Annotated in this window: 25 protein-coding genes; 16 read left to right on the top strand and 9 right to left on the bottom strand. The window is 70.5% G+C overall.

The window, feature by feature from the left end; genetic code table 11:
• Positions 1–303: 303 nt before the first annotated feature.
• Genes tauA through AC07RM_RS34415 form a run of 3 tightly spaced genes read left to right on the top strand, consistent with a single transcriptional unit; the run spans position 304 to position 3,006 of the window.
• Positions 304–1,320, top strand: a complete 1,017-nt coding sequence (tauA, locus tag AC07RM_RS34425) for a taurine ABC transporter substrate-binding protein (RefSeq protein WP_093340345.1) — start codon at positions 304–306, stop codon at positions 1,318–1,320.
• A 26-nt stretch (positions 1,321–1,346) separates the two neighbouring features.
• Positions 1,347–2,135: a taurine ABC transporter ATP-binding protein gene (locus tag AC07RM_RS34420; RefSeq protein ID WP_057595008.1), complete on the top strand. Its 789-nt coding sequence runs from the start codon at positions 1,347–1,349 to the stop codon at positions 2,133–2,135.
• A complete protein-coding gene (locus tag AC07RM_RS34415; RefSeq protein ID WP_495337345.1) occupies positions 2,128–3,006 on the top strand; it encodes an ABC transporter permease subunit in 879 nt (292 codons plus the stop codon). The genes AC07RM_RS34420 and AC07RM_RS34415 overlap by 8 nt, the downstream gene beginning before the upstream one ends.
• Here AC07RM_RS34415 and AC07RM_RS34410 read toward each other — a convergent pair.
• Positions 2,924–3,949, bottom strand: coding sequence for a LysR family transcriptional regulator (locus tag AC07RM_RS34410; RefSeq protein WP_495337344.1), 1,026 nt, complete (start codon positions 3,947–3,949; stop codon positions 2,924–2,926). The two genes, AC07RM_RS34415 and AC07RM_RS34410, sit on opposite strands and share 83 nt — an antisense overlap.
• 182 nt (positions 3,950–4,131) lie before the next feature.
• Here AC07RM_RS34410 and AC07RM_RS34405 point away from each other — a divergent pair, with 182 nt between their 5' ends.
• The 4 genes from AC07RM_RS34405 (at position 4,132) to AC07RM_RS34390 (ending at position 9,056) form a co-directional block, all read left to right on the top strand.
• On the top strand, positions 4,132–5,175 hold the full coding sequence (locus AC07RM_RS34405) for an SAM-dependent methyltransferase (protein WP_093341227.1): 1,044 nt from the start codon (positions 4,132–4,134) through the stop codon (positions 5,173–5,175).
• A gap of 10 nt (positions 5,176–5,185) precedes the next feature.
• Complete coding sequence (locus tag AC07RM_RS34400; RefSeq protein ID WP_495337343.1) at positions 5,186–5,992, top strand: DUF1295 domain-containing protein; 807 nt, start codon at positions 5,186–5,188, stop codon at positions 5,990–5,992.
• Positions 5,989–6,654, top strand: coding sequence for a DUF6134 family protein (locus AC07RM_RS34395; RefSeq protein ID WP_495337342.1), 666 nt, complete (start codon positions 5,989–5,991; stop codon positions 6,652–6,654). The genes AC07RM_RS34400 and AC07RM_RS34395 overlap by 4 nt, the downstream gene beginning before the upstream one ends.
• A gap of 413 nt (positions 6,655–7,067) precedes the next feature.
• Positions 7,068–9,056 carry a DUF2891 family protein gene (locus AC07RM_RS34390; RefSeq protein WP_495337340.1) on the top strand — a complete coding sequence of 663 codons (1,989 nt, stop codon included), beginning with the start codon at positions 7,068–7,070 and terminating at the stop codon, positions 9,054–9,056.
• Positions 9,057–9,069: 13 nt separating this feature from the next.
• Here the strand turns inward: AC07RM_RS34390 and AC07RM_RS34385 are convergent, their stop codons facing one another.
• Positions 9,070–10,401, bottom strand: coding sequence for an amidohydrolase (locus tag AC07RM_RS34385; protein WP_495337339.1), 1,332 nt, complete (start codon positions 10,399–10,401; stop codon positions 9,070–9,072).
• A 123-nt stretch (positions 10,402–10,524) separates the two neighbouring features.
• Here AC07RM_RS34385 and AC07RM_RS34380 point away from each other — a divergent pair, with 123 nt between their 5' ends.
• Positions 10,525–11,424, top strand: a complete 900-nt coding sequence (locus tag AC07RM_RS34380; RefSeq protein ID WP_495337338.1) for a LysR family transcriptional regulator — start codon at positions 10,525–10,527, stop codon at positions 11,422–11,424.
• Here AC07RM_RS34380 and AC07RM_RS34375 read toward each other — a convergent pair.
• Entirely contained in the window at positions 11,421–12,320 is a 900-nt protein-coding gene (locus AC07RM_RS34375; RefSeq protein ID WP_495337337.1) for a LysR family transcriptional regulator, read from the bottom strand. The two genes, AC07RM_RS34380 and AC07RM_RS34375, sit on opposite strands and share 4 nt — an antisense overlap.
• Before the next feature lie 175 nt (positions 12,321–12,495).
• Between AC07RM_RS34375 and AC07RM_RS34370 the strand changes: the two genes are divergently transcribed.
• Entirely contained in the window at positions 12,496–13,830 is a 1,335-nt protein-coding gene (locus AC07RM_RS34370; RefSeq protein ID WP_093340332.1) for an aspartate aminotransferase family protein, read from the top strand.
• Positions 13,831–13,846: 16 nt separating this feature from the next.
• Positions 13,847–14,749: a transporter substrate-binding domain-containing protein gene (locus AC07RM_RS34365; RefSeq protein ID WP_495337335.1), complete on the top strand. Its 903-nt coding sequence runs from the start codon at positions 13,847–13,849 to the stop codon at positions 14,747–14,749.
• Here AC07RM_RS34365 and AC07RM_RS34360 read toward each other — a convergent pair.
• Positions 14,728–15,708 carry an AraC-like ligand-binding domain-containing protein gene (locus tag AC07RM_RS34360; RefSeq protein ID WP_495337333.1) on the bottom strand — a complete coding sequence of 327 codons (981 nt, stop codon included), beginning with the start codon at positions 15,706–15,708 and terminating at the stop codon, positions 14,728–14,730. The genes AC07RM_RS34365 and AC07RM_RS34360 overlap by 22 nt on opposite strands.
• 163 nt (positions 15,709–15,871) lie before the next feature.
• On the opposite strand from AC07RM_RS34360, the gene AC07RM_RS34355 reads away from it, so the two are divergent.
• Complete coding sequence (locus AC07RM_RS34355) at positions 15,872–16,225, top strand: DUF6616 family protein (RefSeq protein ID WP_495337331.1); 354 nt, start codon at positions 15,872–15,874, stop codon at positions 16,223–16,225.
• A complete protein-coding gene (locus tag AC07RM_RS34350) occupies positions 16,222–16,902 on the top strand; it encodes a DJ-1/PfpI family protein (protein ID WP_495337329.1) in 681 nt (226 codons plus the stop codon). The genes AC07RM_RS34355 and AC07RM_RS34350 overlap by 4 nt, the downstream gene beginning before the upstream one ends.
• Before the next feature lie 36 nt (positions 16,903–16,938).
• On the opposite strand, the gene AC07RM_RS34345 is transcribed toward AC07RM_RS34350, so the two are convergent.
• The 3 genes from AC07RM_RS34345 to AC07RM_RS34335 form a co-directional block, all read right to left on the bottom strand.
• A complete protein-coding gene (locus tag AC07RM_RS34345) occupies positions 16,939–18,057 on the bottom strand; it encodes a class II histone deacetylase (protein ID WP_495337327.1) in 1,119 nt (372 codons plus the stop codon).
• A 90-nt stretch (positions 18,058–18,147) separates the two neighbouring features.
• Positions 18,148–19,467, bottom strand: a complete 1,320-nt coding sequence (locus AC07RM_RS34340; RefSeq protein ID WP_093340324.1) for an MFS transporter — start codon at positions 19,465–19,467, stop codon at positions 18,148–18,150.
• Positions 19,468–19,543: 76 nt separating this feature from the next.
• On the bottom strand, positions 19,544–21,193 hold the full coding sequence (locus AC07RM_RS34335; protein WP_495337326.1) for a GMC family oxidoreductase: 1,650 nt from the start codon (positions 21,191–21,193) through the stop codon (positions 19,544–19,546).
• 95 nt (positions 21,194–21,288) lie between these two features.
• Between AC07RM_RS34335 and AC07RM_RS34330 the strand changes: the two genes are divergently transcribed.
• Both AC07RM_RS34330 and AC07RM_RS34325 read left to right on the top strand, forming a co-directional pair.
• Complete coding sequence (locus tag AC07RM_RS34330; protein ID WP_093340321.1) at positions 21,289–22,101, top strand: IclR family transcriptional regulator; 813 nt, start codon at positions 21,289–21,291, stop codon at positions 22,099–22,101.
• A 93-nt stretch (positions 22,102–22,194) separates the two neighbouring features.
• Complete coding sequence (locus tag AC07RM_RS34325) at positions 22,195–22,683, top strand: DUF4124 domain-containing protein (RefSeq protein WP_495337325.1); 489 nt, start codon at positions 22,195–22,197, stop codon at positions 22,681–22,683.
• A 10-nt stretch (positions 22,684–22,693) separates the two neighbouring features.
• Here the strand turns inward: AC07RM_RS34325 and AC07RM_RS34320 are convergent, their stop codons facing one another.
• A complete protein-coding gene (locus tag AC07RM_RS34320; RefSeq protein ID WP_495337324.1) occupies positions 22,694–23,662 on the bottom strand; it encodes a DUF2272 domain-containing protein in 969 nt (322 codons plus the stop codon).
• A 157-nt stretch (positions 23,663–23,819) separates the two neighbouring features.
• Between AC07RM_RS34320 and AC07RM_RS34315 the strand changes: the two genes are divergently transcribed.
• Both AC07RM_RS34315 and AC07RM_RS34310 read left to right on the top strand, forming a co-directional pair.
• Positions 23,820–24,410 (top strand): NADPH-dependent FMN reductase, encoded by a 591-nt coding sequence (locus AC07RM_RS34315; protein ID WP_093340313.1) that lies wholly within the window; start codon positions 23,820–23,822, stop codon positions 24,408–24,410.
• A 21-nt stretch (positions 24,411–24,431) separates the two neighbouring features.
• Positions 24,432–24,821: a VOC family protein gene (locus tag AC07RM_RS34310; protein ID WP_490879998.1), complete on the top strand. Its 390-nt coding sequence runs from the start codon at positions 24,432–24,434 to the stop codon at positions 24,819–24,821.
• Here AC07RM_RS34310 and AC07RM_RS34305 read toward each other — a convergent pair.
• On the bottom strand, positions 24,808–25,809 hold the full coding sequence (locus tag AC07RM_RS34305; RefSeq protein ID WP_495337323.1) for an AraC-like ligand-binding domain-containing protein: 1,002 nt from the start codon (positions 25,807–25,809) through the stop codon (positions 24,808–24,810). The two genes, AC07RM_RS34310 and AC07RM_RS34305, sit on opposite strands and share 14 nt — an antisense overlap.
• Between the last annotated feature and the right edge of the window lie 66 nt (positions 25,810–25,875).

Below are 25,875 nucleotides of genomic sequence, written 5' to 3'. Positions count from 1 at the left end.
GGGTCGCCTTCTTTTGCTTACTTTTCTTGGCGAGACAAGAAAAGTAAGTCGCCCGCCGGGGCGAGACCCGGCCAACGGCCTCACCAAAGAAACCAACCTCCCAAACAAACCACAAACCACAAACCACAAAACAAAAAACGCACCTCCCCCGTGCCCCCAAGCACCAAACAAGGGTAAGTCCCAGTCCACTGGCACCTCCCCCCTCCCACCCCTGGCACTTTGCACCCCACCCCCAACCATGCACAGTACCCCTCGCACCGAAGCCTCGGCCAGCGCCGCCCGCAACAGACAAGGAGAACCCGGATGAACACGCGTCGATCCCTGCACCGTGCAATCGCAGCCACAGCGCTGCTCGTGCTGGCCACCACCGGCACCGCCTTCGCCCAGAAGGCCAAGGAACTCACCTTCGCCCACCAGGACATGCTCGTCCCGCTGCGCCTAGTCATGGAGTCGGGCGAGGTTGAAAAAGCCACCGGCTACAAGATCAACTGGCGCATGTTCTCGGGCGGCGGCGACGTGATCCGCGCCATGGCCTCGGGCGACGTGCAGATGGGCGAGACCGGCTCGAGCCCGCTCACGGCCGCGGCCAGCCAGGGGCAGGACATCAAGCTGTTCTGGATCTCGGCCGACATCGCCGACGCCGAGGCACTGGTGGCGCGCAATGCCTCGGGCATCGCGAGCCTCAAGGACCTCGCGGGCAAGAAGGTGGCCACGCCCTTCGTCTCCACCGCCCACTACCAGCTCATGGCCGCGATGAAGATGGAAGGAGTCGACGCGAAGAAGGTCAACGTGATGAACATGCGTCCGCCCGAGATCGCGGCGGCCTGGGAGCGCGGCGACATCGACGCCACCTTCATCTGGGACCCGGTGCTCTCCAAGATCCGCTCCAGCGGCAAGGTGATCGCCACCTCGGGCAGCATCGGCAAGCGCGGCGCGCCGACCTTCGAGGGCATCGTGGTCAACGCCAAGTGGGCGGCCGAGAACGAGGCCTTCATGGTGGCGTTCGTGAAGGCGCTCAACCGCGCCAACGACGAGTACAAGGCCTCGGGCAAGAGCTGGACGCCCGACTCGCCGCAGACCAAGGCGATGGCCAAGTGGACCAAGGCCGATCCGAAGGACGTGGGCGCGGCGATGGCGCTCTACAGCTTCCCGACCCTGTCCGAGCAGCTCTCGCCGACCTGGCTCGGCGGCGGCGCGGCCAAGGCGATGGCGAACACGGCGGCCTTCCTCAAGGAGCAGGGCCGGGTGCAGGAAGTCAAGCCCGACTACTCGGCCTACGTGACCACCACGTACGTCGAGAAGGCCCTGGCGGCCAAGTGAGCGCGGTGCAGTAAGCAAAAAAGCCCATGCCCACGCTCGACATCCGCGACCTCACGGTCAACTACGCCGTCAAGGGCGGCACCCTGCAGGCGCTGGCGCCGGTCAACCTGCGCATGCACGACGGCGACTTCGTGGTCGCGCTCGGCGCCTCGGGCTGCGGCAAGACCACGCTCTTGAACTGCATCGCGGGCTTCCTGCCGCCGTCCACCGGCGAGATCCTGCTCGACGGCCAACCCGTGGCCGGCCCGGGTGCCGACCGCGGCGTGGTGTTCCAGAAGCATGCGCTCATGCCCTGGCTCAACGTGCGCGACAACGTGGCGCTGGGCTTGCGGCTCGCGGGCGTCGACCGCGCCACGCGCGACCGCGTGGCGGAAGAAAAGCTCGCGCTGGTCGGGCTGCAGAAGTACGCCGACCGCGCGGTGTACGAGCTCTCGGGCGGCATGCAGCAGCGCGTGGGCATCGCGCGCGCGCTGGCCAGCGATCCGGCCGTGCTGCTGATGGACGAGCCGATGGGCGCGCTCGACGCCTTCACGCGCGAACAGGTGCAGGAGATCCTGCTGCAGGCCTGGTCGACCTCGAACAAGATGGTGTTCTTCATCACCCACTCGGTGGAGGAGGCGCTGTTCCTCGCCACCCGGCTGATCGTGATGAGCCCGAGCCCGGGGCGCATCTCGCACGTCTACGACGAGGTGCCGTTCTCGCGCCAGTACCTCTCGCACGGCGATTCGCGCAAGGTGAAGTCCGAGCCCGAATTCATCCGCATGCGCGAGGAAGTGCTCTCCATCATCCACCACCGCGAGGCCGCCCATGCCTGAGGCCAGCATCGCATCGGTCGCCATGACGCCTCCCACCAAGCCAGCAGTCGTCCCGCCGCCCGCGCCCGGCGCCAAGCTCAAGACCAGCGCCTTCAAGGTGCCGGGCGAGGGCTCGAGCTTCACGATCAGCGTGGTCACGGTGCTGACGCTGATCGCGCTGTGGTTCCTGGTCACCAACATGGGCTGGGTCAAGCCGCTGTTCCTGCCGACGCCGCAGGCGGTGTTCCAGCAGTTCTACGAATACCTGACCGGCCAGGCCAACGACAAGCCGCTGTGGCAGCACTTCCTCGCGAGCATGTTCCGCGTGTTCTCGGCCTTCCTGCTGGCCTGCGTCACGGCCATCCCCGTGGGCATCGCGATGGGCATGAGCCGCTTCTGGCGCGGCATCTTCGATCCGCCGCTGGAGTTCTACCGGCCGCTGCCGCCGCTGGCCTACCTGCCGCTGATCATCATCTGGTTCGGCATCGACGAGCTGCCCAAGGTGCTGCTGATCTTCCTGAGCTGCTTCGCGCCGCTGGCGCTGGCCGCGCGCTCGGGCATGCGCAGCGCCTCGCAGGAGCAGATCAACGCGGCCTACTCGATGGGCGCGAGCTACCTGCAGGTGATCCGCCACGTGATCCTGCCCTCGGCGCTGCCCGACATCCTGGTCGGCATGCGCATCGCGATCGGCTTCGGCTGGACCACGCTGGTGGCCGCCGAGATGGTGGCGGCCAACATGGGGCTGGGTCAGATGGTGCTCAACGCGTCGAACTTCCTGCGCACCGACATCGTGATCATGGGGATCGTGGTCATCGGGGTGGTGGCGTATCTGTTCGACCTGCTGATGCGCTGGCTCGAGCGGCGTCTGGTTCCCTGGAAAGGGCGCATGTAGAAGAAGGCGCGGCGGGCGGCGAGACCGGCACGGCCGGCGGCATGGTCGAGGGCAGGGCGCCGCCCGGCCCCATCGACTGCTCGAGGAAATCGAGCATCGCGCGCATCGCCGCGCTGTTGTGGCGCCGCTGCGAATAGGCGGCATAGAGCCAGTGGTCGTGCGGCATGTGCTCGCGCAGCACCGGCACCAGCGCGCCGCGCTCCAGGTGCGACTGGGCCAGCGGCTCGGGCACGTAGGCCACGCCCACGCTGCGCAGCGCCAGCTCGATCAGCGCGACCGCGTCGTTGGCCTCCATGCGGCTGTGCACCGGCACCTCGTAGGCCTCGCCTTCGGTCTCGAAGGGCAGGTGGGTGGTCGAGGCGGCCGAATAGCTGAGCACGTCGTGCCGGCTCAGGTCGGCCGGCACGCGCGGCATGCCGCGCAGCGCCCAGTAGGCCGGGGTGGCGCAGACCACCATGTCGAACTGCACCAGCCGCCGCACGATCAGGTTCATGTCGTCGATGCGCCCGCCGGTCAGGTGGATGTCGATGCCCTCGCCGATCAGGTCGACCGCGCTGTTGGTGAAGACCAGGCTCACGTAGACGTCGGGATAGCGCTTGATGAACTCGGCGATCACGTCCGAGAGCCAGCCGGCGATCAGCCCGTGCGGCGCGCTCATGCGCAGCCGGCCGCGCGGGTGGGCGCCGTGGGCCTGCAGGTCGTTGAGGGTGTTCTCGGCCATGTCGACCAGCTGGGTGCTGCGCTCGAGCAGCACCTCGCCGGCGTCGGTCAGGCTCAGCGAGCGGGTGGAGCGGTTGAGCAGCCGCACGCCGCTGCGCTCCTCGAGTTCGGCCACGTAGCGGCTGACGGTGGCCTTCGACATGCCCAGCGACAGGGCCGCGCGCGAGAAGCTGCGCCGGAACGCGACTTCGCGAAATGTCTTGATGAGATCGAGTCCGTCCATGAGAGTGGGCGCATTGTTCCAGTTCGGCCAGAGGCCCGCGCCGGCGCAGGGGCATGGTGCAACCTTGGTTTGCGCCCACCGGACGCATCCGGTTGCATCCGGATCGCCGCCGGCTGCGTACAGGGGGTGATCGGTCCCGGACGGCGGGGCCCGCCAACATGCACGAGAAGGAAGAAGAAGCCATGCCGCAGGACATCGCGTTCGCCATCCGCTGGGTCGAGAAGGGCCTGGTGCCCGATACCGTGGTGCGCCGCGGCATCCGGCGCCTGCTCAAGGACCGGCTGTCGGAGTTGTATGCCGGCAACACCCCGGCCGTGGCCGAGCTGACGCAGGAGTTCGTCGGGCGCATGCGCTCGGCCAGCCTGGCGCCGCTGCCCGAGAAGGCCAATGCCCAGCACTACGAGGTGCCGGCCGCCTTCTTCGGCCAGGTGCTCGGCAACCACCGCAAGTACAGCAGCTGCTACTGGCCCGAGGGCACGCGCACGCTCGAGGAGGCCGAATCGGCCGCGCTGGCCAGCACCTGCGAGCGCGCCGGGCTGGACAACGGCCAGGACATCCTCGAGCTCGGCTGCGGCTGGGGCTCGCTCACGCTGTGGATGGCCGCGCACTACCCGGGCAGCCGGATCACGGCGCTGTCGAACTCGGCCTCGCAGCGCGAATACATCGAGGCCGAGGCCGCGCGGCGCGGGCTGGCCAATGTGCGGGTGCTCACGCGCGACATCAACGTGTTCGACACCGAGGAGCGCTTCGACCGCGTGGTCTCGGTCGAGATGTTCGAGCACCTGCGCAACTGGCCGCAGGCCTTCGCCAACGTGGCGCGCTGGCTGCGGCCCGGCGGGCGCTTCTTCATGCACGTGTTCGTGCACCGCGAGGCGCCCTATCCCTTCGAGGTGCGCGACGCCAGCGACTGGATGAGCGAGCACTTCTTCTCGGGCGGCATGATGCCCAGCGACGACCTCGCGCTGCACTGCCAGGACGACCTGCGGCTGCTGCGCCGCTGGCGCTGGGAAGGCCGCCACTACCAGCGCACCGCCGAGGCCTGGCTGCGCAACATGGACCAGCGCCGCGAGGCGCTGCGCCCGCTGTTCCAGGCCACCTACGGCGACCAGGCCCATGTCTGGTGGACGCGCTGGCGCCTGTTCTTCATGTCGGTGGCCGAGCTGTTCGGCTACGAGCACGGGCAGCGCTGGTGGGTCAGCCACTACCTGTTCGAGCGGCGCGCCTGAAGCCGGACCGATGAGATTCAGCCCGCTGGAAGCCGCCTTCGCCGGCCTCGCCTTCACCGCCGCGGTCGCGCTGGTGGTCTGGCTCGAGAGCCTGGCGCGGCGCGACGCGAGCCTGATCGACCGCTTCTGGCCGCTGCTGATCGCGGGCGCGGGCCTGGTCTACCTGGTGCTGCTGCCGAACGCACCGCTGCACGACCCGCGCGGCCTGGCCATGGCCGTGCTCGCGCTGCTGTGGGGGCTGCGGCTGGCGCTCTATGTGGCGTCGCGCAACTGGGGCCACGGCGAGGACCGGCGCTACGAGGCGATCCGCGCGCGCAACCAGCCGGGCTTCGGCCTCAAGAGCCTGTACCTGGTGTTCGGGCTGCAGGCGGTGCTGGCCTGGATCGTCTCGGCGCCGCTGTTCGTCGGCATGGCGGGCGCGCGGCCGCTGGGCTGGCTCGACATCGCGGGCGGCGCGCTGGCGGCCTTCGGCATCGGCTTCGAGGCCATCGCCGATGCCCAGATGTCGCGCTTCAAGGCCGATCCCTCGCAGCGCGGCCAGGTGATGGACCGCGGCCTGTGGCGCTACAGCCGCCATCCCAACTACTTCGGCGAAGCCTGCGTCTGGTGGGGGCTGTGGCTGATGGCGCTGGGCGCGGCCGGCCTCGACGGCGCCTGGAGCGTGGTCTCTCCACTGCTCATGACCTGGCTGCTGCTGCGCGTGTCGGGCGTGCGCCTGCTCGAGGCCGACATCGGCCACCGGCGGCCGGCCTACCGCGACTACATAGTGCGCACCAACGCCTTCGTGCCGGGGCCGGTGCGCCGGCCGCCGAAATGAGGGTGGTGCGCCATGCCGGCACGGCGCTGGCGTGCGCACTGGCCTTCGCGGCGGGCGCGCAGCCGGTGGCCTCGCCCGCCACGGGCGAATGGAATTTCCGCGTGCTGCTCGACGACGCGCCGATCGGCGAGCACCGCTTCGTGCTCACGGCCGCGGGCGACGAGCGCCGGCTGAGCAGCGAGGCCGCATTCGCGGTCAAGCTGCTGGGCGTCACGGTCTACCGCTATCGGCATTCGGCGGTCGAGCACTGGCGCGGCGACTGCCTGCGCCGGCTCGATGCCGACACCAACGACGGCGGCGACCGCTCCGAGGTGCGCGCCGAGCGCGAGTCGGAGGGCGACGGCCCCGCGCTGGTGGTCGTCACGCCACGCGGGCGCAGCGCGATGCCGGGCTGCGTGATGAGCTTCGCCTACTGGAACCCCGCGATGCGCGCGCAGCAGCAGCTGCTCAATGCTCAGACCGGCAAGCTCGAGCCGGTGCGCATCGCCGCGCTCGACGAGGGCCGCGTCGAGGTGCGCGGCCGCGGCGTGGCGGCCCGGCGCTGGCGTGTGAGCGGGCCCGAGCAGCCGATCGACCTCTGGTACGCCGTGGCCGACGGCGAATGGCTGGGCCTCGATGCCCAGGTGCGCGGCGGCAAGAAGCTCAGCTACCGGCTGAAGTAGTCGGCACCGCCAGGCCGTCGAGGCTGGCGCTCTCCCTTCGATCCGCGATCCGCCATGCAGGGTTTCCACGCGTGCTCGCCCTTGCTTTGTTGGGCAATATGAAAATATTGTTCAACAAAAATAAGAAGCAAAGGCCTCGATTGGAATGGATTGCTCAATGATTGGCCCGGGCTTTGCTTTCCGATGGCGCACGCGACGGGGCATGCCCGCCGTGCGGATGTCATCGATCAGGGAGATGCAATGAACACGATTCCGACGCAGTAGCCGGCGGCGCTCGCCGCCGTTGCGCAGCCCCTTTCCGGCCTGGCCTTTCCATCGCGCCGCCGCCCGTCGGTGTGCGATGCGATGGCGCGCGCGTGCCGTGGCCGAGCGGTCCTTTCTTTCTTCACCACGTACCAGGGAGTTCTAGAACCATGAGGAAAACGCTGTCCGTCGTCTCGAAATCAGGAACCATCGTGGCCTCGGTCGCGCTGCTGGCCGCCCTCGCGGGCTGCGGCGGCGACGGCGGCGGCGGGCCGCCGGTGTTCGTGCCGGTCGCGGTGCCGGTCGCCGCCGCGCCGCCGCCGGCACCCGTCGACCCGGTGCCGCCCGATCCATTGCCCGCGCTCGGGCCGCTGTTCGAGGAACAGCGCGCCGACATGCTGAAGCAGCTGGCGCCGCCGATCCTCGACTGCCTGCCGAGGGTCGACGACGTCAATCCGAAGAGCCCGATGTTCCATGGCTGCGTCGACTGGCATTCGGCCGTGCATGCCGCCTATTCCCTCTATGCCATCCACAGGCACACGGGGGACAGGAAGTACCTCGAGGCGGTCGAGGCCGTGCTGCGGCCCGAACTCGTGCAGCAGGAGCTGGCCTACATGACCAACATGCAGGGCACCACCGGCGACAGTGGCGTGTTCGGCAACATCGCGGAGGACTTCTACGGGCTCTCGTGGTTCCTGGCCCTCGCGAAGGAGCGCGAGCTCGCGACCGGCAACAAGGACTTCCGACCGCTGGGCGATGCGGCCGCGAAGCGCATCAAGGAACTCGTCGCCCGGCTCACGCCCGAGGAGATCGAGCTGCGCACCGTCACCTACGACCGCGCCAAGTTTCCCTTCGAGTCCTACACGGCCCACAACTACGCCAACCTGCCATGGGCGCTGGTGCATCTGAAGCTCTGGGGCGACTGGGTCCGCGACGAGTCGCTGTCGACATTCGCGAAGAACTTCGTGGCCTCGAACCTGATGAAGCCGGAGTTCGACCAAAGCTGTCCCGTGAGCAACGACGCCGGTCGCCCGGAGGAGTTCTTCGCGCCGTGCCTGATGCGCCTGGCCGCGGTGGCGCGGGTGCTCGGCAGCGAGCAGACCGAATGGCTCAAGGCGCGCGTGCCCGACAGCTTCTACGTCGAGCCGATCAACGTGACCTCGGATTCCTCGTGGCACATGACGGCACAGAACTGGTCGCGTTCGTTCGCCCTGTGGTGGATCCACCAGACCACGAACCAGAAGACGCTGCGGGCCATGGCGATCCGGCTGCTCGGCGATCAGTTGCTCTACCGCGACCGCTGGGACAAGCAGTTCGACTACATGCTGTCGCACTGGATCGCGCAGTTCGCGGTGCGCATGATCGATGCCACCTACGAGCCCAATGCCCCGCTGGAGGGCGCGCAGGAGATGCCGCTGCAGATCGCCGCCGGCGATGCCTGGGCGCTCGGCGGGCAGGGCCTGGCACCCGACGCGAATGCCTACGGCGCGCTGCTCAACAAGACGCTCGCGTCGCAGCAGGGCGGGCCGGTCCGCTACGTCAACAACGCCAAGTCGGCGGCGATGGGCTTCGATGACAACCGCGCCACGATCCAGAACCTGGTCGAGAAGCGCCTGCCCTATCTGCTCGAGCTGATCGCGGCCTACCAGCGCGACCCCTCCGAAAAGGTGCGCAACCCGCGCGCCATCACCGTGCACGAAGGCTACGAGGTGGGCTTCGCCTTCCTCAAGCCCTCCACACGGCCGGACAACCTGCAGCGCTACCTGGTGCTGCAGGAGATCGATGCGATCCGTTCGACCGAGGGCGACTGGGTCGTGGTGCGCGCCTATCTGCAGTCGATCGTCTCGCAGCTCAAGGCGGCGGCACCGAAGAGCCCGATCGTGCTGGGCACCTACGACAACCCGTACCGGGCCTGCAAGCTCGCCGAGGGCGCGCAGGAAACCCGCCAGCTGGTGGACGACTACCTCGAGGGCGGCGGCCGGTTCGCCAAGGGCCTCAACGACGTGATCCGCGAAGTCGCGCGCGACAACGGCGTGCAGGTGGCCGAGGTCTACGGCAAGCTCGCGCCCGAGGACTGGAGCACGGACTGCGACCTGCCCAATGCCTCGGGCCAGAAGAAGCTGGCCGAGGCTTTCCTGCCGCAGATCCGCATCGATTGAGCGAAAGAAGGCCTCAGCGCTTCGGCGCCAGCGCGCTCAGCACCGCCGCCGTCATCGCCTGCACGCCGGTCGTGATCGAGGGCTCGGGCACCGGCGCGAAGAAGGGCGAATGGTTGAAGGGCAGGGGCTTGCCGCCTTCCTTCTGCGACTCGGCGACCTCCTTCGGATCGTTCACGCCGATGAAGAAGAAGAAGGTGGGAACGCCCTCCACCGCGAACTCCGAGAAGTCCTCGCTGGCGGTGATCGGCGGCACCTGCACCACCTTCGCGTCGCCGAGCTGCGCCTTGAGCGCGGCCACGGTGCGCTGCGCCAGCGCCTGGTCGTTGATCACCGCGCCGTTGCCGCGCGCCGGGTCGAGGCCGATGGCGGGTTCGGGCGCGCCCGCCATCGCGGCCGAGGCCAGCGCGGTGCGGCGCACGCCGTCGATCAGCTGCTTGCGCACCTGCGGCTTGTAGCTGCGGATGGTGCCGCGCAGCAGCGCCGAGTCGGGAATGATGTTGCCGGCGGTGCCGGCCTGGATCGCGCCCACCGTCACCACGCCGAACTCGGCCGGGTCCTTCTCGCGGCTCACCACGGTCTGCACGTCGGTCACGAAATGGGCCGCCTGCACGATCGGGTCGATCGCGCGGTGCGGTGCCGAGCCGTGGCCGCCGCGGCCCTTGAAGTCGATCTCGAAGCCGTCGGAGGCCGAGGTGATCGGCCCCGCGCGGTAGCCGACGTAGCCGTAGGGCGAGGCCGAGGTGTGCAGCGCGAAGGCGGCATCGGGCTTGGGGAAGCGCTTGTAGAGCCCGTCGGCCAGCATGCCCTTGGCGCCGCCGCTGGCCTCCTCGGCCGGCTGCGCGACGAACACCAGTGTGCCCTGCCACTGGTCCTTGAGCGCGAGCAGCGTGCGCGCGGTGCCGACCCAGCTCGCCATGTGCACGTCGTGGCCGCAGCTGTGGGCGACGAAGGTCTCGCGGCCCTGCCAGGTGGCCTTGGCCTGGCTCGCGTAGGGCAGGCCGGTCTTCTCCTGCATCGGCAGCGCGTCGAGCTCGGTGCGCACCAGCACCGTGGGGCCGGCGCCGTTGCGCAAGACCGCGACCACGCCGGTGCGGCCCACGTGCTCGGTCACCTCGAAGCCGAGGGCGCGCATCTGCTCGGCCAGTTTGGCGGCCGTGCGCACCTCCTGGAAGCCGAGTTCGGGATGGGCGTGGATGTCCTTGTAGAGCGTGTCGAGCTGCGGATAGGCCTCGCGCGCGAGCGACTCGATGCGCTGGGCGTTGGGGGCGGCGCCTTGCGCCATGGCGGCGGGCACGGCGGCGCAGGCGAGGCAGGCGGCGAGGGAAAGCTGGCGAAGTGAATGCATGAAGGGACCTGTCTCCTGGGTGAGGTGTCTTTGCTTGTTCTGGAAAGGGACCGGCCGCGAATCTAGGCAATGGCTTGCCAGGCGTCCAATGCATTGTTCTATCCACAGCCATAATTCCAATGCATGAACAGGCCCCTCCATGCCATGACCTTCGTGCAGCTGCGCCACTTCCTCTCGGTGGCCGAGACGGGCTCCTTCACGCGCTCGGCCAAGGCGCTGTCGATCACGCAGCCGGCGCTGAGCCGCAGCATCCATGCGCTCGAGGAGGTGCTCGGCCGCGCGCTGTTCGACCGCGTGGGCCGGCGCAGCGAGCTCTCGCATTTTGGGCGCGAGATGCTCGAGCGCGCGCGCCACCTGGTCGGCGATGCGCAGGAGCTCGTGGCCAGCGCGCGCGGCGGCGGCGGCGCCCACCTGCGCGTGGGGCTCGGCGCCGGGCCCGGCGCATTGCTGGCCACGCCGCTCTTGCAGCGCATGGCCTACCGTGGCGCGCCGGTGCGCATCGACATCCTGCGCGGCGACACCGACCGGCTGGTGCAGGCGCTGCGCCAGCGCACGCTCGACGCCGCGGTGGTCGAGTTCCGCACCGTCACGCCGAGCATCGACCTGCGCGTCGAGCCGCTGGTGGAGATGGGCGGCGCCTTCATGTGCCGGCGCGGCCATCCGCTCGCGCGCAAGCGCGGGCCGATGACGTTCCAGAGCCTCAAGGACTATCCGCTCGCGTCCACCGGTCTCGGGCGTGACGTGGTGCGCGCGATGGTCGATGCCTACGGTCCCGAGGCGCATCCCGACCAGTGCGTGACCCTGCGCTGTTCGGAGCTGTCGAACCTGGTCGAGCTCGCGCGCGACAGCGACGCGATCCTGCTCGCGGTGCGCGCGGTGGCGCCCGACCTGGTCGCACTGCCGGTGCACCCGCCGCTGGGCCGCGCGCGCTTCGGCCTCGTGACCCTGGCCGGCCGCAGCGAGGCGCCGGCCTTGCCGCTGCTGCGCGAGGTGATCGCCGAGCGCATGCCGGCCGAGGCCTAGGCGGGCAGCGCGTCGGCTCCGATGCGCTCCCACAGCCGCGCGACCGCGGGCCGCGCATTGAGCCGCGCGCGCCAGGCCACGATCGCGACCTCCACGTCCCAGGCACCGTCGCCCACCGGCACCAGCTCGCCGAGCCGGCCCGCGACGAAGGAGCTGTCGGGCAGCCAGGCCATGCCCATGCCCTGCTGCGCGAGGTCGCCGAGCACGTCGGTCATCTCGGACTCGAAGGCCCGGTAGCCGGCCAGCGGTTGTGCCGACTGCTCGATCGCGGTCGCGACCACGCGCGCGAAGTAGCCGCTGGGCGAGTACATCAACAAGGGCACCGGGCTGGCCGCGCTGCCCGGCAGCGCGAAGCGTTCCGAGGCGGCGAGCGCGCGCGACACGTAGGGCCGCACGCGCTCGAGGCCGAGCTCGCGGCGCTCGAAGCGCGCGGCATCGAGCTGCAGCGGATGCGCGGCCTGGTGGAAGCCGATCAGCACGTCGGCCGAGCCCGCGCTGAAGGCCGTCAGCGTGTCGTGCACGTTGCCGACCTCGAGGCTGCAGCTGAGGTCGCCCGCGCCCGACCAGCGCGCCCACCAGGCCGGCAGCCGCGTGCTGGCCAGCGCATAGGTCGAGGCGATGCGCACGTGGTTGCGCGCGGGCGCGTCGCCGATCTCGGCGCGCGCATCGGCGATCTGGTCGAGCAGGCCCGCGGCCACCTTGCGGAAGCGCTCGCCCGCGGGCGTGAGCCGCGTGGGATAGGCCGCGCGATCGATCAGCTTGGCGCCCAGCCATTGCTCGAGCGCCTGGATGCGGCGGCTGAACGCGGCCTGCGAGACGTTGCGCATCTCGGCCGCGCGCGTGAAGTTCTGCACCTCGGCCAAGGTGACGAAATCCTGAAACCAGCGTGTGTCCATCGCGACCTCTGTTCCTTTGCGTGCGGCGCATTCTGCAAGCCGCGTGCCCATCGCTTGCGTGCATGGGCGATGCGTGCGGCGCATCGCGCCCGGATGCAAACTCGACATTGGACCGCGTGCGCGGGCCTCGCGACCATTGGCGAATCCACTCACCACTTCAGCAAAGGATTCGGACATGAGCGAACAACTGCGCGCGGCCGCCAAGGAATACATGGTGCGCTACGGCGGCGACACCTTCCCCAACCTGTTCCGCAGCGCCCGCGGCGCGGTGGTGGTCGACGACACGGGCCGCGAGATCCTCGACTTCACCTCGGGCCAGATGTGCGCCACCATCGGCCACAACCATCCGGCGATCGTGCGCGCGGTGCACGAGGCCGGCGAGAAGGCCTTCCACCTGTTCAGCGGCATGATCCCCGAGGTGGTGGCCGAGCTGGCGCAGAAGATGGCCACCGACTGGATGCCCGCGCCGCTGAGCAAGTCGCTGTTCGTGAACACCGGTTCCGAGAGCAACGAGGTCGCGCTGCGCATGGCGAAGATGTACACCGGCGGCTTCGAGATCCTGGCCGTCGGCGGCTCCTGGCATGGCGTGACCGGCGGCACCAGCGCGGTGTCGTTCGCGAGCGACCGCAAGGGCTATGGCGTGCACGTGCCCGGCGTCTACCTGATGCCCGAGCCCAACGCCTACCGGCCCTACATCCGCGGCATGTCGGGCGAGGAGTCGGCGCTGGCCTGCCTCGAGCTCGGCCTCAAGATGTACGACATGGCCTCGACCGGCCGGCGCGCCGCGATCATCATCGAGCCGATCATCAGCGCGGGCGGCGTGCTGGTGCCGCCCAGGTCGTACATGCAGGCGCTGCGCCGCGCCGCCGACGAGCGCGGCATGCTCTTGATCTTCGACGAGGCCCAGACCGCGTTCGGCCGCATCGGCCACCGCACGGCCTCCGACTTCTACGGCGTGGTGCCCGACATCATGTCGGTGTCGAAGACCATGGGCGGCGGCCTGCCGCTGGCCGCCGTGGCGACCAGCCCGCGCATCGAGCAGGACGTGCACGAGAAGGGCTTCACCTTCTACACCAGCCATGTCTCCGACCCGCTGCCCGCCACCGTCGGCCTCGCGGTGCTCGACACCATCCGCAGCGAAGGCCTGATCGAGCGCGCGCGCACCACCGGCGCCTACCTGCGCGGGCAACTGCTCGAACTGCAGCGGCGCTACGAGGCGATCGGCGACGTGCGCGGCGAGGGCCTGCTGCTCGGCGTGGAGCTGGTGCAGGACCGCGACTCGCGGCTGCCCCATCACGAGCTCGGCGCGCGCACCACGAAGAAGTGCTTCGAGCTCGGCCTGAGCATGAACATCCGGCGCCGGCCCGAGCGCGGCTCGGTGTGGCGCATCGCGCCGCCGCTCAACGTGGCGCACGAGCAGATCGACCGCGCCATCGAGATCCTCGACCGCGCGCTGCGCGAGAGCCTGGACGAGATCGCCCATCCCGCGCCGGTGGCGCTCGCGGCCTGACGCGCCGGAGGACGCCATGAAGACTCCGAACCGGATGCTCGCCGGTGCCGTGCTCGCGGCCGCCGCGCTGGCCGCCTTCGCGCAGGAACCTGGCGGCACGCTCGCCAAGGCGAAGGCCGCCGGCACCCTCGTGATGGGCGTGCGCGAGGCCTCGCCGCCGCTGTCGTACGCGGTGGGCGGCGGCTACGTCGGCTACCACGTCGAGCTCTGCGAGCAGATGCTCGCGAAGCTGCTGCCCGGCGTCGCGGTGCGGCCGATGGTCGTGACCTCGCAGAACCGCGTGCCGCTGCTGCAGAACGGCACCGTCGACATCGAGTGCGGCTCGACCACCAACAATGCCGCGCGCCAGCAGCAGGTGGCCTTCGGCAGCACCACCTACATCACCGAGGCGCGCTTCGCCGTGCGCGCGGCCAGCGGCATCGAGTCGGCGGAGCAGCTCAGGGGCAAGACCGTGGTCACGACCGTGGGCACCACGCTCGTGCAGCGGCTGCGCAAGCTCGAGCAGGACAACAAGGGCATGGCGCTGAACATCGTGCTGGCCAAGGACCATGCCGAGAGCTTCCTGCTGCTCGAGAGCGGCCGCGCCGATGCCTTCGCGATGGACGACAACACGCTCGCGGGCAACATCTCGAACGCGCGCAACCCGGCGGACTTCCGCATCGTCGGCAAGCCGCTGGGCATCGAGCCGATCGCGATCATGATCCGCAAGGACGACCCGGCCTTCAAGCGCGCGGTCGACGGCTACCTCGCGAACGCGATGGCCTCGGGCGCGCTCGAGAAGCTCTATGCGCGCTGGTTCATGGCGCCGATCCCGCCGCGCAACGCCGTCATCAACATCCCGCTGAGCGATTCGCTCAAGGCGGCCTTCCAGTCGCCCAACGACCGGCCGGCCGAGGCCTACGAGGAGCGGCTGCCCTGAGCCTGCGCCCGCAGGCCGCGCCGCAGCCGCGCGGGCGACTGGCCGTAGCGCGCGCGGAACATGCGCGCGAAGTGGGCATCGCTGTTGAAGCCGTTCTCGAAGGCGATCGACGAGACCGAGCGCGCGTGGTTGCGCGCATCGCGCAGCGCCTCGTGGCAGCGCTCGAGCCGGGTCTGCCAGATCAGCCGCTCGGGGCTCGCGTCGCTGCCGTCGAAGGCCTTGTAGAGGTAGCGCCGCGAGCAGCGCAGCGCATGGGCGATCGCATCGACCGAGAGCGTGGCCTCGCTCGCATGCAGCCGCACGTACTGCACCGCGCGCAGGCGCACGGCGGCCAGCGCATCGACCGGCGCGCGCGCATGCGGCCGGCCGCTCGACAGGGTGGTCGCGAGCAGGCCGATCGAGGCCTCGGCCAGCAGGTGGGCGGCATCCTCGGTGACATGCGCGAGCTGCGTGTTCAGCGTGCGCAGGTGGCCGCCGAGGATCGGCGCCATGCCGCTGTCGGCCAGCGCCTCGTCGCGCGAACACACCAGTGAAGGCAGGGCCAGCGCCGCGAGGCGCTCGCGCGGGATCTGCAGCCCGAACAGCGAGGCCGGCGCGGCCGATTCCCAGGTGTAGGGCAGGCGCTGGTCGAGCATGATCCAGTCGCCCGGCCCCAGGTGCACCGTGCGGTTGGCCGCGTGCACGTCGGCGGCGCCGGCGATCTGCATCGAGAGCTTGAAATAGCCGCCGCCGCTGTCGAGCGCGTCGCGGGCCTCGCGCGTCACGCGCGAGAGCGGCACCTGCATGCGCACGGCGCCCAGGCCGCCGACGTCGTAGATGTCGCAGCGGGCCTCGAAGTCCGGGCCGCCCGCATCGTCGTCGCCGCGCAGCCGGCCGAAGTAGGGCGCGATCGCGCTTTCCCAGTAGCGCATCCGCTGTGCGGCGGGAACGTCGAGCGTGGAACAGGACTGGGCGTGCATGGTCCGGGCATTACAGCCGGTCTGGCGGCGCGCCACAAGCAAGGCGGGGCCGTGCGGGCCCACGCCGTGCACGCTGGTGCAAGACACGGTGCACCGGCAGTCGTGCCGCGCGCGCTGCGCTGGCTATCGTCGGCCGGCCCCTTCATCCAACCCGAGGAATCCCATGAGCAGCAAGCATCTCTTCATCGAACAATGGACGCCCAGGCCGGCCTGGATCGCCCGCACGCCCGCCGAACGCCGGGCCTTCGCCGACGCCGTGCTCGGCGCCATCGAGGCCATGAAGGCCGGCGGCATCCGCACCCTGGGCTGGGGCGTGGCCGACCGCGGCGTCGACCATGCCGATCCCGCCGTCTCGTTCTGGGCCGTGTGGGAGATGGACAGCGCCGAGGCGGTCGCGGGCTTTTGCCAGGGCGTCGAAGCCTCGGGCTGGTACACGCTGTTCGAGCAGCACAACACCACCGGCGTGGCCCAGACCCCGGCCCAGGTGCTCGAACTGCTGGCGGGGCTCCCGTCATGAGCTTCAAGGTGCTGTCGCTGGTCTTTCCGGGCATGACCCTGATCGACCTCGCGGGTCCGCTGCAGGCGCTGTCCTTCATCCCCGGCTTCGAGTCGCAGCTCGCCTGGAAGCACACCGGCGCGCTGCCCTCGGATGCCGGTGTCAGCGTGGTCGCCACGCACGGCTTCGACGACTGCTGGGAGGCGCCCGACCTGCTGTTCGTGCCGGGCAACACCAAGGCGCTGTTCGCGCTGCTCGAGGACGAGCAGACCAAGGCCTTCCTCGCCCGTGTCGGCGCGCGTTCGACCTGGATCACCAGCGTGTGCAACGGCTCGCTGCTGCTGGCCGCGGCCGGGCTGCTCGACGGCTACCGCGCGGGCTGCTACTGGTATGCGCGCGACCGGCTCGCGCTGCTGGGCGCGATCCCGAGCCCGGGCCGCATCGTGATCGACCGCAACCGCATGACCGGCGGCGGCATGACCGCGGGCATCGACTTCGGCGTGCGCGTGGTCGGCGAGATCGCCGGCGAGGCCACGGGCCGCATGGTGGAGCTGCTGATGGAGTACGCGCCGCAGCCGCCCTATGGCACGGGGCGGCCCGAGCTGTGCGACGAGGCCCTGGTGGCCGGTGCGCGCGAGGCACTGCGCGAGCTCATGCCGCTGGGCACCATCGAGCGGGTCGCGGCGGCGCGCAGGTAGTCGGCGCGAACGAAGCCGCCCGGCTTCGTTCGTGGTTCAGCGCTGCAGCCCGTGCAGCGCCGCCAGCTCCTCGATCAGCCCGAGCTGGAAGGCATCGAAGCGCGCCGAGGGCTGCATCAGGCCGAAGAAGGGCGTGAGCGGATCCTCGACCTCGGTGCGGTGGCCCGACAGCTCCTCGAGGATCGCGAGGCCGCAGAAGGGCACCGCCACCTCCGAATAGCCGCCCTCGTGCACCATCACCAGCCGGCCGCCCGCATGCCGCTCGGCGAGCGCCATCGCATGCCGGGTCATGAGGCGGAACGACTCGGGATGCAGCAGCATGCGCGCGAGCGGATCGACGCCGCTGGCATCGAGGCCGCTGGCCACCACGATCAGTTGCGGCGCGAAGCGGTCCACCGCGGGAATCACGATGCGCTCGAAGGCCTGCATGTAGGCGTTGTGGCCGCCACCCGGCTGCAGCGGGATGTTGATGTTGAAGCCCAGCCCCGCGCCCTCGCCGCGGTCGTGCGCGCCGCTGTAGCCCGGCGGAAAGCAGTGCTCCTGGTGCAGCGAGATGGTCAGCACGTCGCCGCGGCCGTAGAAGAGCTGCTGCGTGCCGTTGCCGCAGTGCACGTCCCAGTCGATCACGGCGATGCGCTCGATGCCGTGGCGCGCCTGGACGGCCTCGATGGCGATCGCGATGTTGTTGAGGATGCAGAAGCCCATGCCGCGGTCGGCGCCGGCATGGTGGCCCGGCGGGCGGCAGAAGGCATAGGCATTCGGATGCTTGCCCGCGACCACGCCATCCATGGCCGCGATCGCGAGGCCCGCCGACAGCGCGGCGATCTCGTAGCTGCCCGGGCCGTAGGGCGCGAGATCGCCCATGTCGCCGCCCGCGGCATCGCTGCCGGCCTTGAAGCGCGCGAGGTAGTCGCGCGTGTGCACGCGCAGCAGCTCGTCCTGCGAGGCCGGCGGCGCCGACTGCACCTCGAGCCTGTCGCTGAGGCCCGAGACGTCCATCAGCGACTTCAGCCTTCGCTTGGTGTCGGGCGCCTCGGCGATGCCGACGCCCGCCATCGGCTGCACCCAGCGGTCCACGGGCAGCATCAGGGCATGGGGTGCCCCGGCGATGTGCCAGAGCGTTCTCTCGTCGTGGAAAAAGGCGGTGCGCTTCATGCGTCGTGGCTCCAGGGTGAAAGCCACGAAGGTAGCGGCCGCCGCGCGCCGGTGTCTGATCCACCGTGCACGGCGGCTTGCCCGAGCGCGTCAGCGCGCGGGCGCCACCACCGGCGCGTCGGCCGGCGAGGGACTGCGCCCGATCAGCCAGGCACACAACGCCGACACCACGCCCGCGAACAGCACGTACAGGCAGATCTGCCACGGCTCGCCGCCGCCCGACTTGAGCAGCGCGGTGGCGATGATCGGCGTGATGCCCGAGGCGAAGATGCCCGAGAACTGGTAGACGAAGGAGATGCCGGTGTAGCGCACCTTGGCGTCGAACAGGTCGCAGAACAGCGCGGCCTCGGGGCCGTAGACCGAGGCATAGAGGATGCCGAAGGGGATCACGATCGACAGCCACACCAGCAGCACGTTGCCGCCGCTGTGCGTCATCAGCCAGAAGCCCGGGAAGGCCGACACCGCGGTGATCAGCGAGCCCCACATGTAGACCCGGGGCCGGCCGAGCCGGTCCGACAGCCGGCCGAAGAAGGGGATGGCGAAGCACATCACGATGGCCGCGGCCATCACGCCCAGCAGCGCATCGGTGCGGCTGAGCTTGAGCGTGCCCGTGAGGTAGGCGATGGAGAACACGCCGAAGATGTTGAAGAACACGCCGTCGATGTAGCGCGCGCCCATGCCCTTCAACACATTGCCCGGATAGCGGCGCAGCATGTCCATGAACGGGATGCGCAGCTCGGCGTTGCGCGCCTTCACCGCGGCGAACTCGGGCGTTTCCTTCACGTGCAGCCGGATGTACATGCCCACCCCGACCATCAGGCCCGAGATCAGGAAGGCGATGCGCCAGCCCCAGGCCATGAACTGCTCGTCGGTCAAGAGCCACGACAGCAGTGCCACCACGCCCGAGGCCAGGCACAGGCCGATGGCCAGCCCGATCTGCGGCAGCGAGGCATAGAAGCCGCGCTTCTCCTTGGGCGCGTACTCGTAGGCCATGAGCACCGCGCCGCCCCATTCGCCGCCCAGGCCGATGCCCTGCGCCACGCGCAGCACCAGCAGCAGCAGCGGTGCCGCGATGCCGATCTGCGCATAGGTGGGCACCAGGCCGATCAGGAAGGTGGCCACGCCCATGATCATCAGCGTGATGATCAGCATGCTCTTGCGCCCGATCTTGTCGCCGAAGTGGCCGAAGATCACGCCGCCCAGGGGCCGCGTGACGAAGCCCACGGCGAAGGTGGTGTAGGCCAGCAAGGTCGCCACCACCGGGTCGCTGCCCGGGAAGTAGAGCTTGTTGAACACGATGCCGGCCACCACCCCGTAGAGGAAGAAGTCGTACCACTCGATGGTGGCGCCCACCAGCGCCGAAATCACCACCCTGCGAATCGTTTTCTCGTCGTCGCGTGCACTGCTCATGTGTTGTCTCCGATGAGTGTTGTCGTGGCGGCCTCTTGGTCTTCGGTCTCGGCGGGCCGTGCGGGATGCGTTGCTGCTAGTGCGCGGCCGAAGCCGCCCTGTGGTCCTCTCTGATCATGTCGACGGCCTTCTCGGCCATCATCACCGCGGGGGCGTTGGTGTTGCCCGACACCAGCGTGGGCATGGCCGAGCAGTCGACCACGCGCAGGCCGCCGATGCCGTGCACGCGCAGCCGCGCATCGACCACCGCGAGCGGGTCGTGCCCCATGCGGCAGGTGCCGGTGGGATGGAAGATGGTGGCGCCGTTGTTGCGGCAGAACTCGAGCAGCTCGGCATCGCTCGAGGCCTGGGCGCCGGGCTTCACCTCGCGCTTGACGTAGGGCCGCATCGCGGGCGCCTCGGCGATGGCGCGCGCGGCCTTCACGCCGGCCACGGCCGTGGCGCGGTCGAGTTCGGTCGCGAGGTAGTTGGGCTGCATCTCGGGCGGCTCGGCCGCGTCGGTGGAGCGGATGCGGATGTGGCCGCGCGACTCGGGCCGCAGCTGGCACACCGAGAAGGTGAAGCCCGAGTAGGGATGCACCTTGCCGCCGGCCATGTCGGCCGACAGCGTGGCCACGTGGAACTGGATGTCGGGCGTGGCGGCCACGGGACGGCCGGCCTCGTCCTTGAGCGCGCGCATGAAGCAGCCGCCCTGGTTGATGCCGATCGCGAGCGCGCCGCTGCGGTGCAGCAGCCATTCGAGGCCCAGGCCGAGCTGGCCGGCCCAGGAGTTGAGCTGGTCGTTGGTGGTGATCGGCTTGGTGCACTCGTAGCCGAGGCGGATCTGCAGGTGGTCCTGCAGGTTCTCGCCCACGCCCGGCAGTTCGTGCACCGGTGCGATGCCGAAGCGATCGAGCAGCGCGCGCGGGCCCACGCCCGAGAGCTGCAGCAACTGCGGCGACTGGATCGAGCCGGCCGAAAGCAGCACCTCGGCGCGGCAGCGCGCTGTCTTCTCCACGCCGCCTTGCCGATAGCGCACGCCGGCCGCGCGCCGGCCCTCGAACACCAGGCCGGTGGCCAGCGCCTCGGTCTCGATGCGCAGGTTGGAGCGATGGCGCGCCGGCGCGAGGTAGGCCTTGGCGGTGCTGCAGCGCAGGCCGCGGTGCGTGGTGAGCTGGTAGTAGCCCGCGCCTTCCTGCGCGGCGCCATTGAAGTCCTCGGTGCGCGGCACGCCGGTCTGCCGCGCGCCTTCGATGAAGGCCTCGATCAGCTCGTGCCGCGCGCCGATGTCCGACACCTTGAGCGGCCCGTCGCCGCCGTGGAACTGGCTCGCGCCGCGCTGGTTGCCCTCGGAGCGCACGAAGTAGGGCAGCACCTCGTCGTAGCCCCAGCCCGGGTTGCCGAGCGCGGCCCAGTGGTCGTAGTCCTCGCGCTGGCCGCGGATGTAGATCAGGCCGTTGATCGAGCTCGAGCCGCCCAGCGTCTTGCCGCGCGGCCAGTAGATGCGGCGGCCATTCATGTTGGGATCGGGATCGGTCTCGAAGCGCCAGTTGTAGACCGGGCTCCACATGGTCTTGCCATAGCCGATCGGCAGGTGGATCCATGGCGAGCTGTCGCGCGGCCCGGCCTCGAGCAGCAGCACGCGCGTGGCCGGGTCCTCGCTCAGGCGCGCCGCCAGCACGCAGCCGGCCGAGCCGGCGCCCACCACGATGTAGTCGAAGGCTTCTTCACTGCGAGAGTCAGGCATGCGTGCGGTCCGGCGATGGAACAATGGCCTCGGTCCGCCGCATCCTAGGTTATTGATTTTCGGAACGCAATGTTCCACTTTAGAGGTTTACCCGCATGCCCCGTCCCGCGCGTTCCGCTGCCGCCCCTGTTGCCGCGCCCGTGGTTGCCCCCGTCGAGGAACCCGTTTCCGGTTCCTCGGCCGAGCGCAGCCTGCGCCTGCTCGCGCTGCTGGCCCACGAGGGCCGCGCGCTGTCGCTGGCCGATCTCGCGGCGCAGCTGGGCCTGCCCAAGGGCACCGCGCACCGCATCTGCACCCAACTGCTGGCCACCGGCTTTCTCGCGCGCGACCTCGACGAGCGCTCCTTCGTCGTCGGCCCCGCGCTGCGCCAGCTGGCCTTCGACACGCTGAACCACGGCAGCGTGCGCGGCCTGCGCCACGAGGTGCTGGCCGCGCTGGTGCAGGAGGTCGGCGAGACCTGCAACCTCACGACGCTCGACGGCGCGCGCGTGCTCTACCTCGACCGCGTCGAGGCCCAGTGGCCGCTGCGGCTCACGCTCGACGTGGGCTCGCACGTGCCGCTGCACTGCACCGCGAGCGGCAAGCTCTTTCTCGCGCAGATGCCGAAGAAGGCGCGCGACGCGATGATCGACGGCCTGCCGCTGCCGCGCATGACGGCCAGCACCCTCACCGACCCCGCCGCATTGCGCGCCGAGTGCGACGCGATCGCGCAGGACGGCTTCTCGCGCGACCGCGAGGAGTTCATGGCCGGCCTGGTGGCCGTGGCCGTGCCGGTGCGCGACGCGGCCGGCGAGGTGCGTGCCGCGCTCGCGGTGCATGCGCCGACCGCGCGCATGTCGATGGCCGATGCCGAGCGCCGCATCGATGCGCTGAAGGCCGCGGCGCTGCGCATGGGCGGCTTGCTGTGAGCGACGGGGCCTGGGGCGCTTGGCGGGCCGCGACAAAGCGCACAGAATGAACCTGCCCGTGCGTCGTTCCGGCGCGGCCTCCTTCTCATCTTCATGCGAACCCCTCTGCTCGCCGTCACCTCGTTGCGCACGCTGATCGTCTCGGCGGTCTTCGTGCTGGGCGCATCGGCGAGCTCGGCCGAGGTGGTGCGTTGCCTCGATGCCAATGGCGCCACCGTCTACACCGACGGTGCCTGCCCGAGCGGCACGCGTTCGTCGCGGCCCGTACAGATCGCCGAGCCGCCGCCGCCTTCGGCCCTGCAGCCGGCACCGCCCGCGCGCGCGCCCGATTACGCGCCGCCGCCGAGCGCCGCCGCGCCGGCGCCGCCCTCGAACCCGGGGCTGTCGATCATTCCGCGCTATCCCGACGAAGGGCGCGCGGCGCAGGCCGATCCCGAGCCGGTCTATCTCTGGGGGCCCGATCCCTATCCCTACCCGCCGCCGCGGCGTCGCGTGCAGCCTCCGCCGCCGCATGTGCACGACCCCGGTCCGGGTCGCCGGCCCTGCGCCCACATGGCGGGGCTGCGCCGCAACAACTGCTGAGGCGCCCGCTTCAGCGCCACTGCAGCAGCAGCGACCAGGGCTGCCGGCTCATGTGCCGATCGATGCATCCCGCCGCGTCCGCCGCGCAGCCTTCGGGCAGGTAACTCGGATCGAGCGTCCGCATGCCCCGCGCGAAGTCCAGCCGGCGCAAGCTGACCGACTGCAGCACGTTGCCGCCGACCGCGTCGAAACCGCGCGTGTCGACGGCCGTCACCACGTCGCAATGCATCGGCAGCGCCGCGCCGCCCGTGGGTCGCGTCGCGAGCACGGTGCCGATCTTCGCGAAGCTGTCGAGCGCCGAACGCGCGCCGCGTGTCTGGCACACCAGGTCGCCCACGCGCGGCGGCGTGAGCGCGAGATCGCAGGCCCGCAGCGCGAAGCGCGTGGCACGGCCCGCCGCTTCGTCGACGCCGGCCTTCCAGGCCGCGCCCGCGTAGTCCACGTGCGCCTCGGAGAACACGAACTCGTCCGCGCCCAGTCCCGCCTGCCGCGCGAGCCAGCTGATGAAGGCGGCCGACCAGGGCGTGTCGATCACCGCGACGCGGTTCACCGCGGTCGCCATCGCATGCAGCTCGGCCGCGTCGAGGCCCTGGTCGGGCCCGACGCCCAGCCCCATCAGGCGCGAAGCACTGGCCTGGTTCAGCGCCTCCAGCAGCAGCGTGCGATCGGCCGGCCGCAAGGCACCGAAGCGCACCAGCGAGGGCAGCTTCACGCGCGGCTGGTCCACCGCGTCCCAGTAGCCGAGCACGCGCTGCCACGGCGCGGGCGCGAAGCGCGAGACGCGTCCGTCCTCGGCCTCGGAACTGCCCGCGTCGACCATGCGGCCTTCGGCATCGAGGGTCTGCGCGCCGAAGGCCTCGTGCTCGCGCTGCGCGGCGGCGGCCATCGCGAGGGCGCGTGGTGGCGAAGGGGCTTCGGCCGTCATCAGGCAGGACGTCGCGGCGAAGGCCGGTGCGCCGATGAACAGGCACGCGGCCATGAGCCAGGAGCGAAACGAAGGAGAAGGGCGGCGAAGCAGCGGCATGCCGGGCAAGCATAGCCCGGCATGCGGGTGGGCGAAGCATCGGGGCGCCATGTGGGCGCGTTACCCTTCGCTCCGAGGCCGCACCCCGGTGGCCCTGCGAAACGGAGCGACGATGGCAGACAAGATCCTGGTGTTCTACGGTTCCTACCGCGCCGACCGCATGGGCGTGCGGCTCGCGGACTATCTGGTCGAGCGGCTGGCCGCGCGCGGCGCCGAGGTGGAGCTGATCGATGCCAAGGCCGTCGACCTGCCGATGCTCGACCGCATGTACAAGGAGTACCCGGCGGGCACGGCGCCCGAGGCGATGGAGACGCTGGCGCGCAAGATCCGCGCGGCCGACGCCTTCGTCTTCGTGACCGGCGAATACAACTGGGGCCCGCAGCCCGGCCTCAAGAACCTCACCGACCACTTCCTCGAGGAGTGGTTCTGGCGGCCCGCGGCGATCGCGAGCTACTCGGCCGGCCGCTTCTCGGGCGTGCGCTCGGGCACGGTGTGGCATTCGATCCTCTCCGAGATGGGCATGATCGTGGTGTCGAGCACGCTGTCGGTCGGCCCGATCTCGCAGACGCTCGATGCGCAGGGCCAGCCCACCGGCGCGCCCGGCGCCTCGCTCGACCGGGCCTTCGGCCGCTTCGCCGACGACCTCGCGTGGTGGACCGAAGCGGCGCGCGAACAGCGCGCGCGCAAGGCGCCGCCCTATTGACCTTCTTCGAGGAGACCCGCCATGCGGCTCACGCCCTTCCTGATGTTCACCGGCCAGGCCCAGGCCGCGATGGACTTCTACCTCTCGCTGTTTCCCGAGGCGCGCATCACCGAGATCGAGCGCTACGGCCCCGCGGGCCCGGGCGCCGAGGGCACGGTGCTCAAGGCGCGCTTCGAGCTCGGCGGCCACAGCCTGCTGTGCATCGACAGCCCGCCCGTGCATGCCTTCGGCTTCACGCCCTCGATCTCGCTGTTCATCGACTGCGACGACGAGGCGCAGCTGCGGCGGCTGTTCGACGGGCTCGGCGAAGGCGGCCAGGTGCTGATGCCGGTCGATGCCTATCCGTTCAGCCGGCTCTACGGCTGGGTGCAGGACCGCTTCGGCGTCTCGTGGCAGCTCAACCTGCCCTGAGGCGCGGGCTGCTTTCGTCGCCGGGGCCGTGGCCCCCGTGCCGCAGGCGATAGGCCGAGGGCGTGCAGCCGAAGGCCGCGCCGAACGCGCGCGTGAAATGCGGAATGTCCTGGAAGCCCCAGCGCAGCGCGATGGCCGAGACCGGCCGCCGGTCCGCGGGGTTCGCGAGGTCCTGCGCGCAGCGCGCCATGCGCTGCGCGCGGATCCACGCGGCCGGCGTGCTGCCTTCGTGCGCGAAGGCCAGGTGCAGGTAGCGCACCGAGACGCCGAAGCGCCGCGCGATCGAGGGCACGTCGAGCTCGGGTGAATCGAGCGCCTCGAGCACATGGGCCTTGACCCGGCGCACCAGCAGCTGCCGGTGCGCATCGCGCATCGGCAGCGCAGGCGCCACGCCGGCATCCGCCGCGCGCGCCGACTCGGCCACCAGTTCGCACAGCAGCACCGCCAGCCGCTCGGCCGCGGGCCCCGCGGGCAGCCCGCCGCCCTCCATCAGCGACTGCATGAAGCCCGAGGTCGCGCGCCCGATGCCGGCCGGCCCGCCGAGCGCGCGCGCGAACAGGGCGCGCGGCTCGCTGACGCGCGGCAGCAGCAGCTCGCGCGGCACGCGCAGCGACAGCACTTCGAAGCGCTCGTCGAAATGCAGCGTGTAGGGCCGCGCCGTGTCGACGATGCTGAAGGCGCCGGGCGTCACGCGCGTCTCGCGGTGGCCCTGGCGCACGATGCCCTGGCCCGCGACCTGCAGGTTGACGAACAGCCGGTCCTGCGGATCGCGCCGGATCTGCGAGAAGTCGCGCACCACGGTGTGGGCCTCGGCGCGGATGCGCGCCACGTTGATGGCGCCGATGCCTTCCATGTCGACCCGGCTCGCGAAGCCCGCGCCGCGCTCGGCCGAGCGCGGATCGAGCGCCGCGAAGGCCTCGCACACCACCTCGCGCCAGTAGGCGAACTGCTCGGGCGCGGCGACGGCTTCGGTGGACCAGGACTTCATGTGCGCACCTGTGGGCGGGCGGTTGGGATACGCATCATCGCGACGGCACGCGGGCCTTGCAAGCCG

The sequence above is a fragment of the Variovorax sp. GW821-FHT09B05 genome (genome assembly GCF_059418265.1).
The sequence above is the reverse complement of the archived record's forward strand: the minus strand, read 5'-3'. Positions and strand labels throughout refer to the sequence as shown.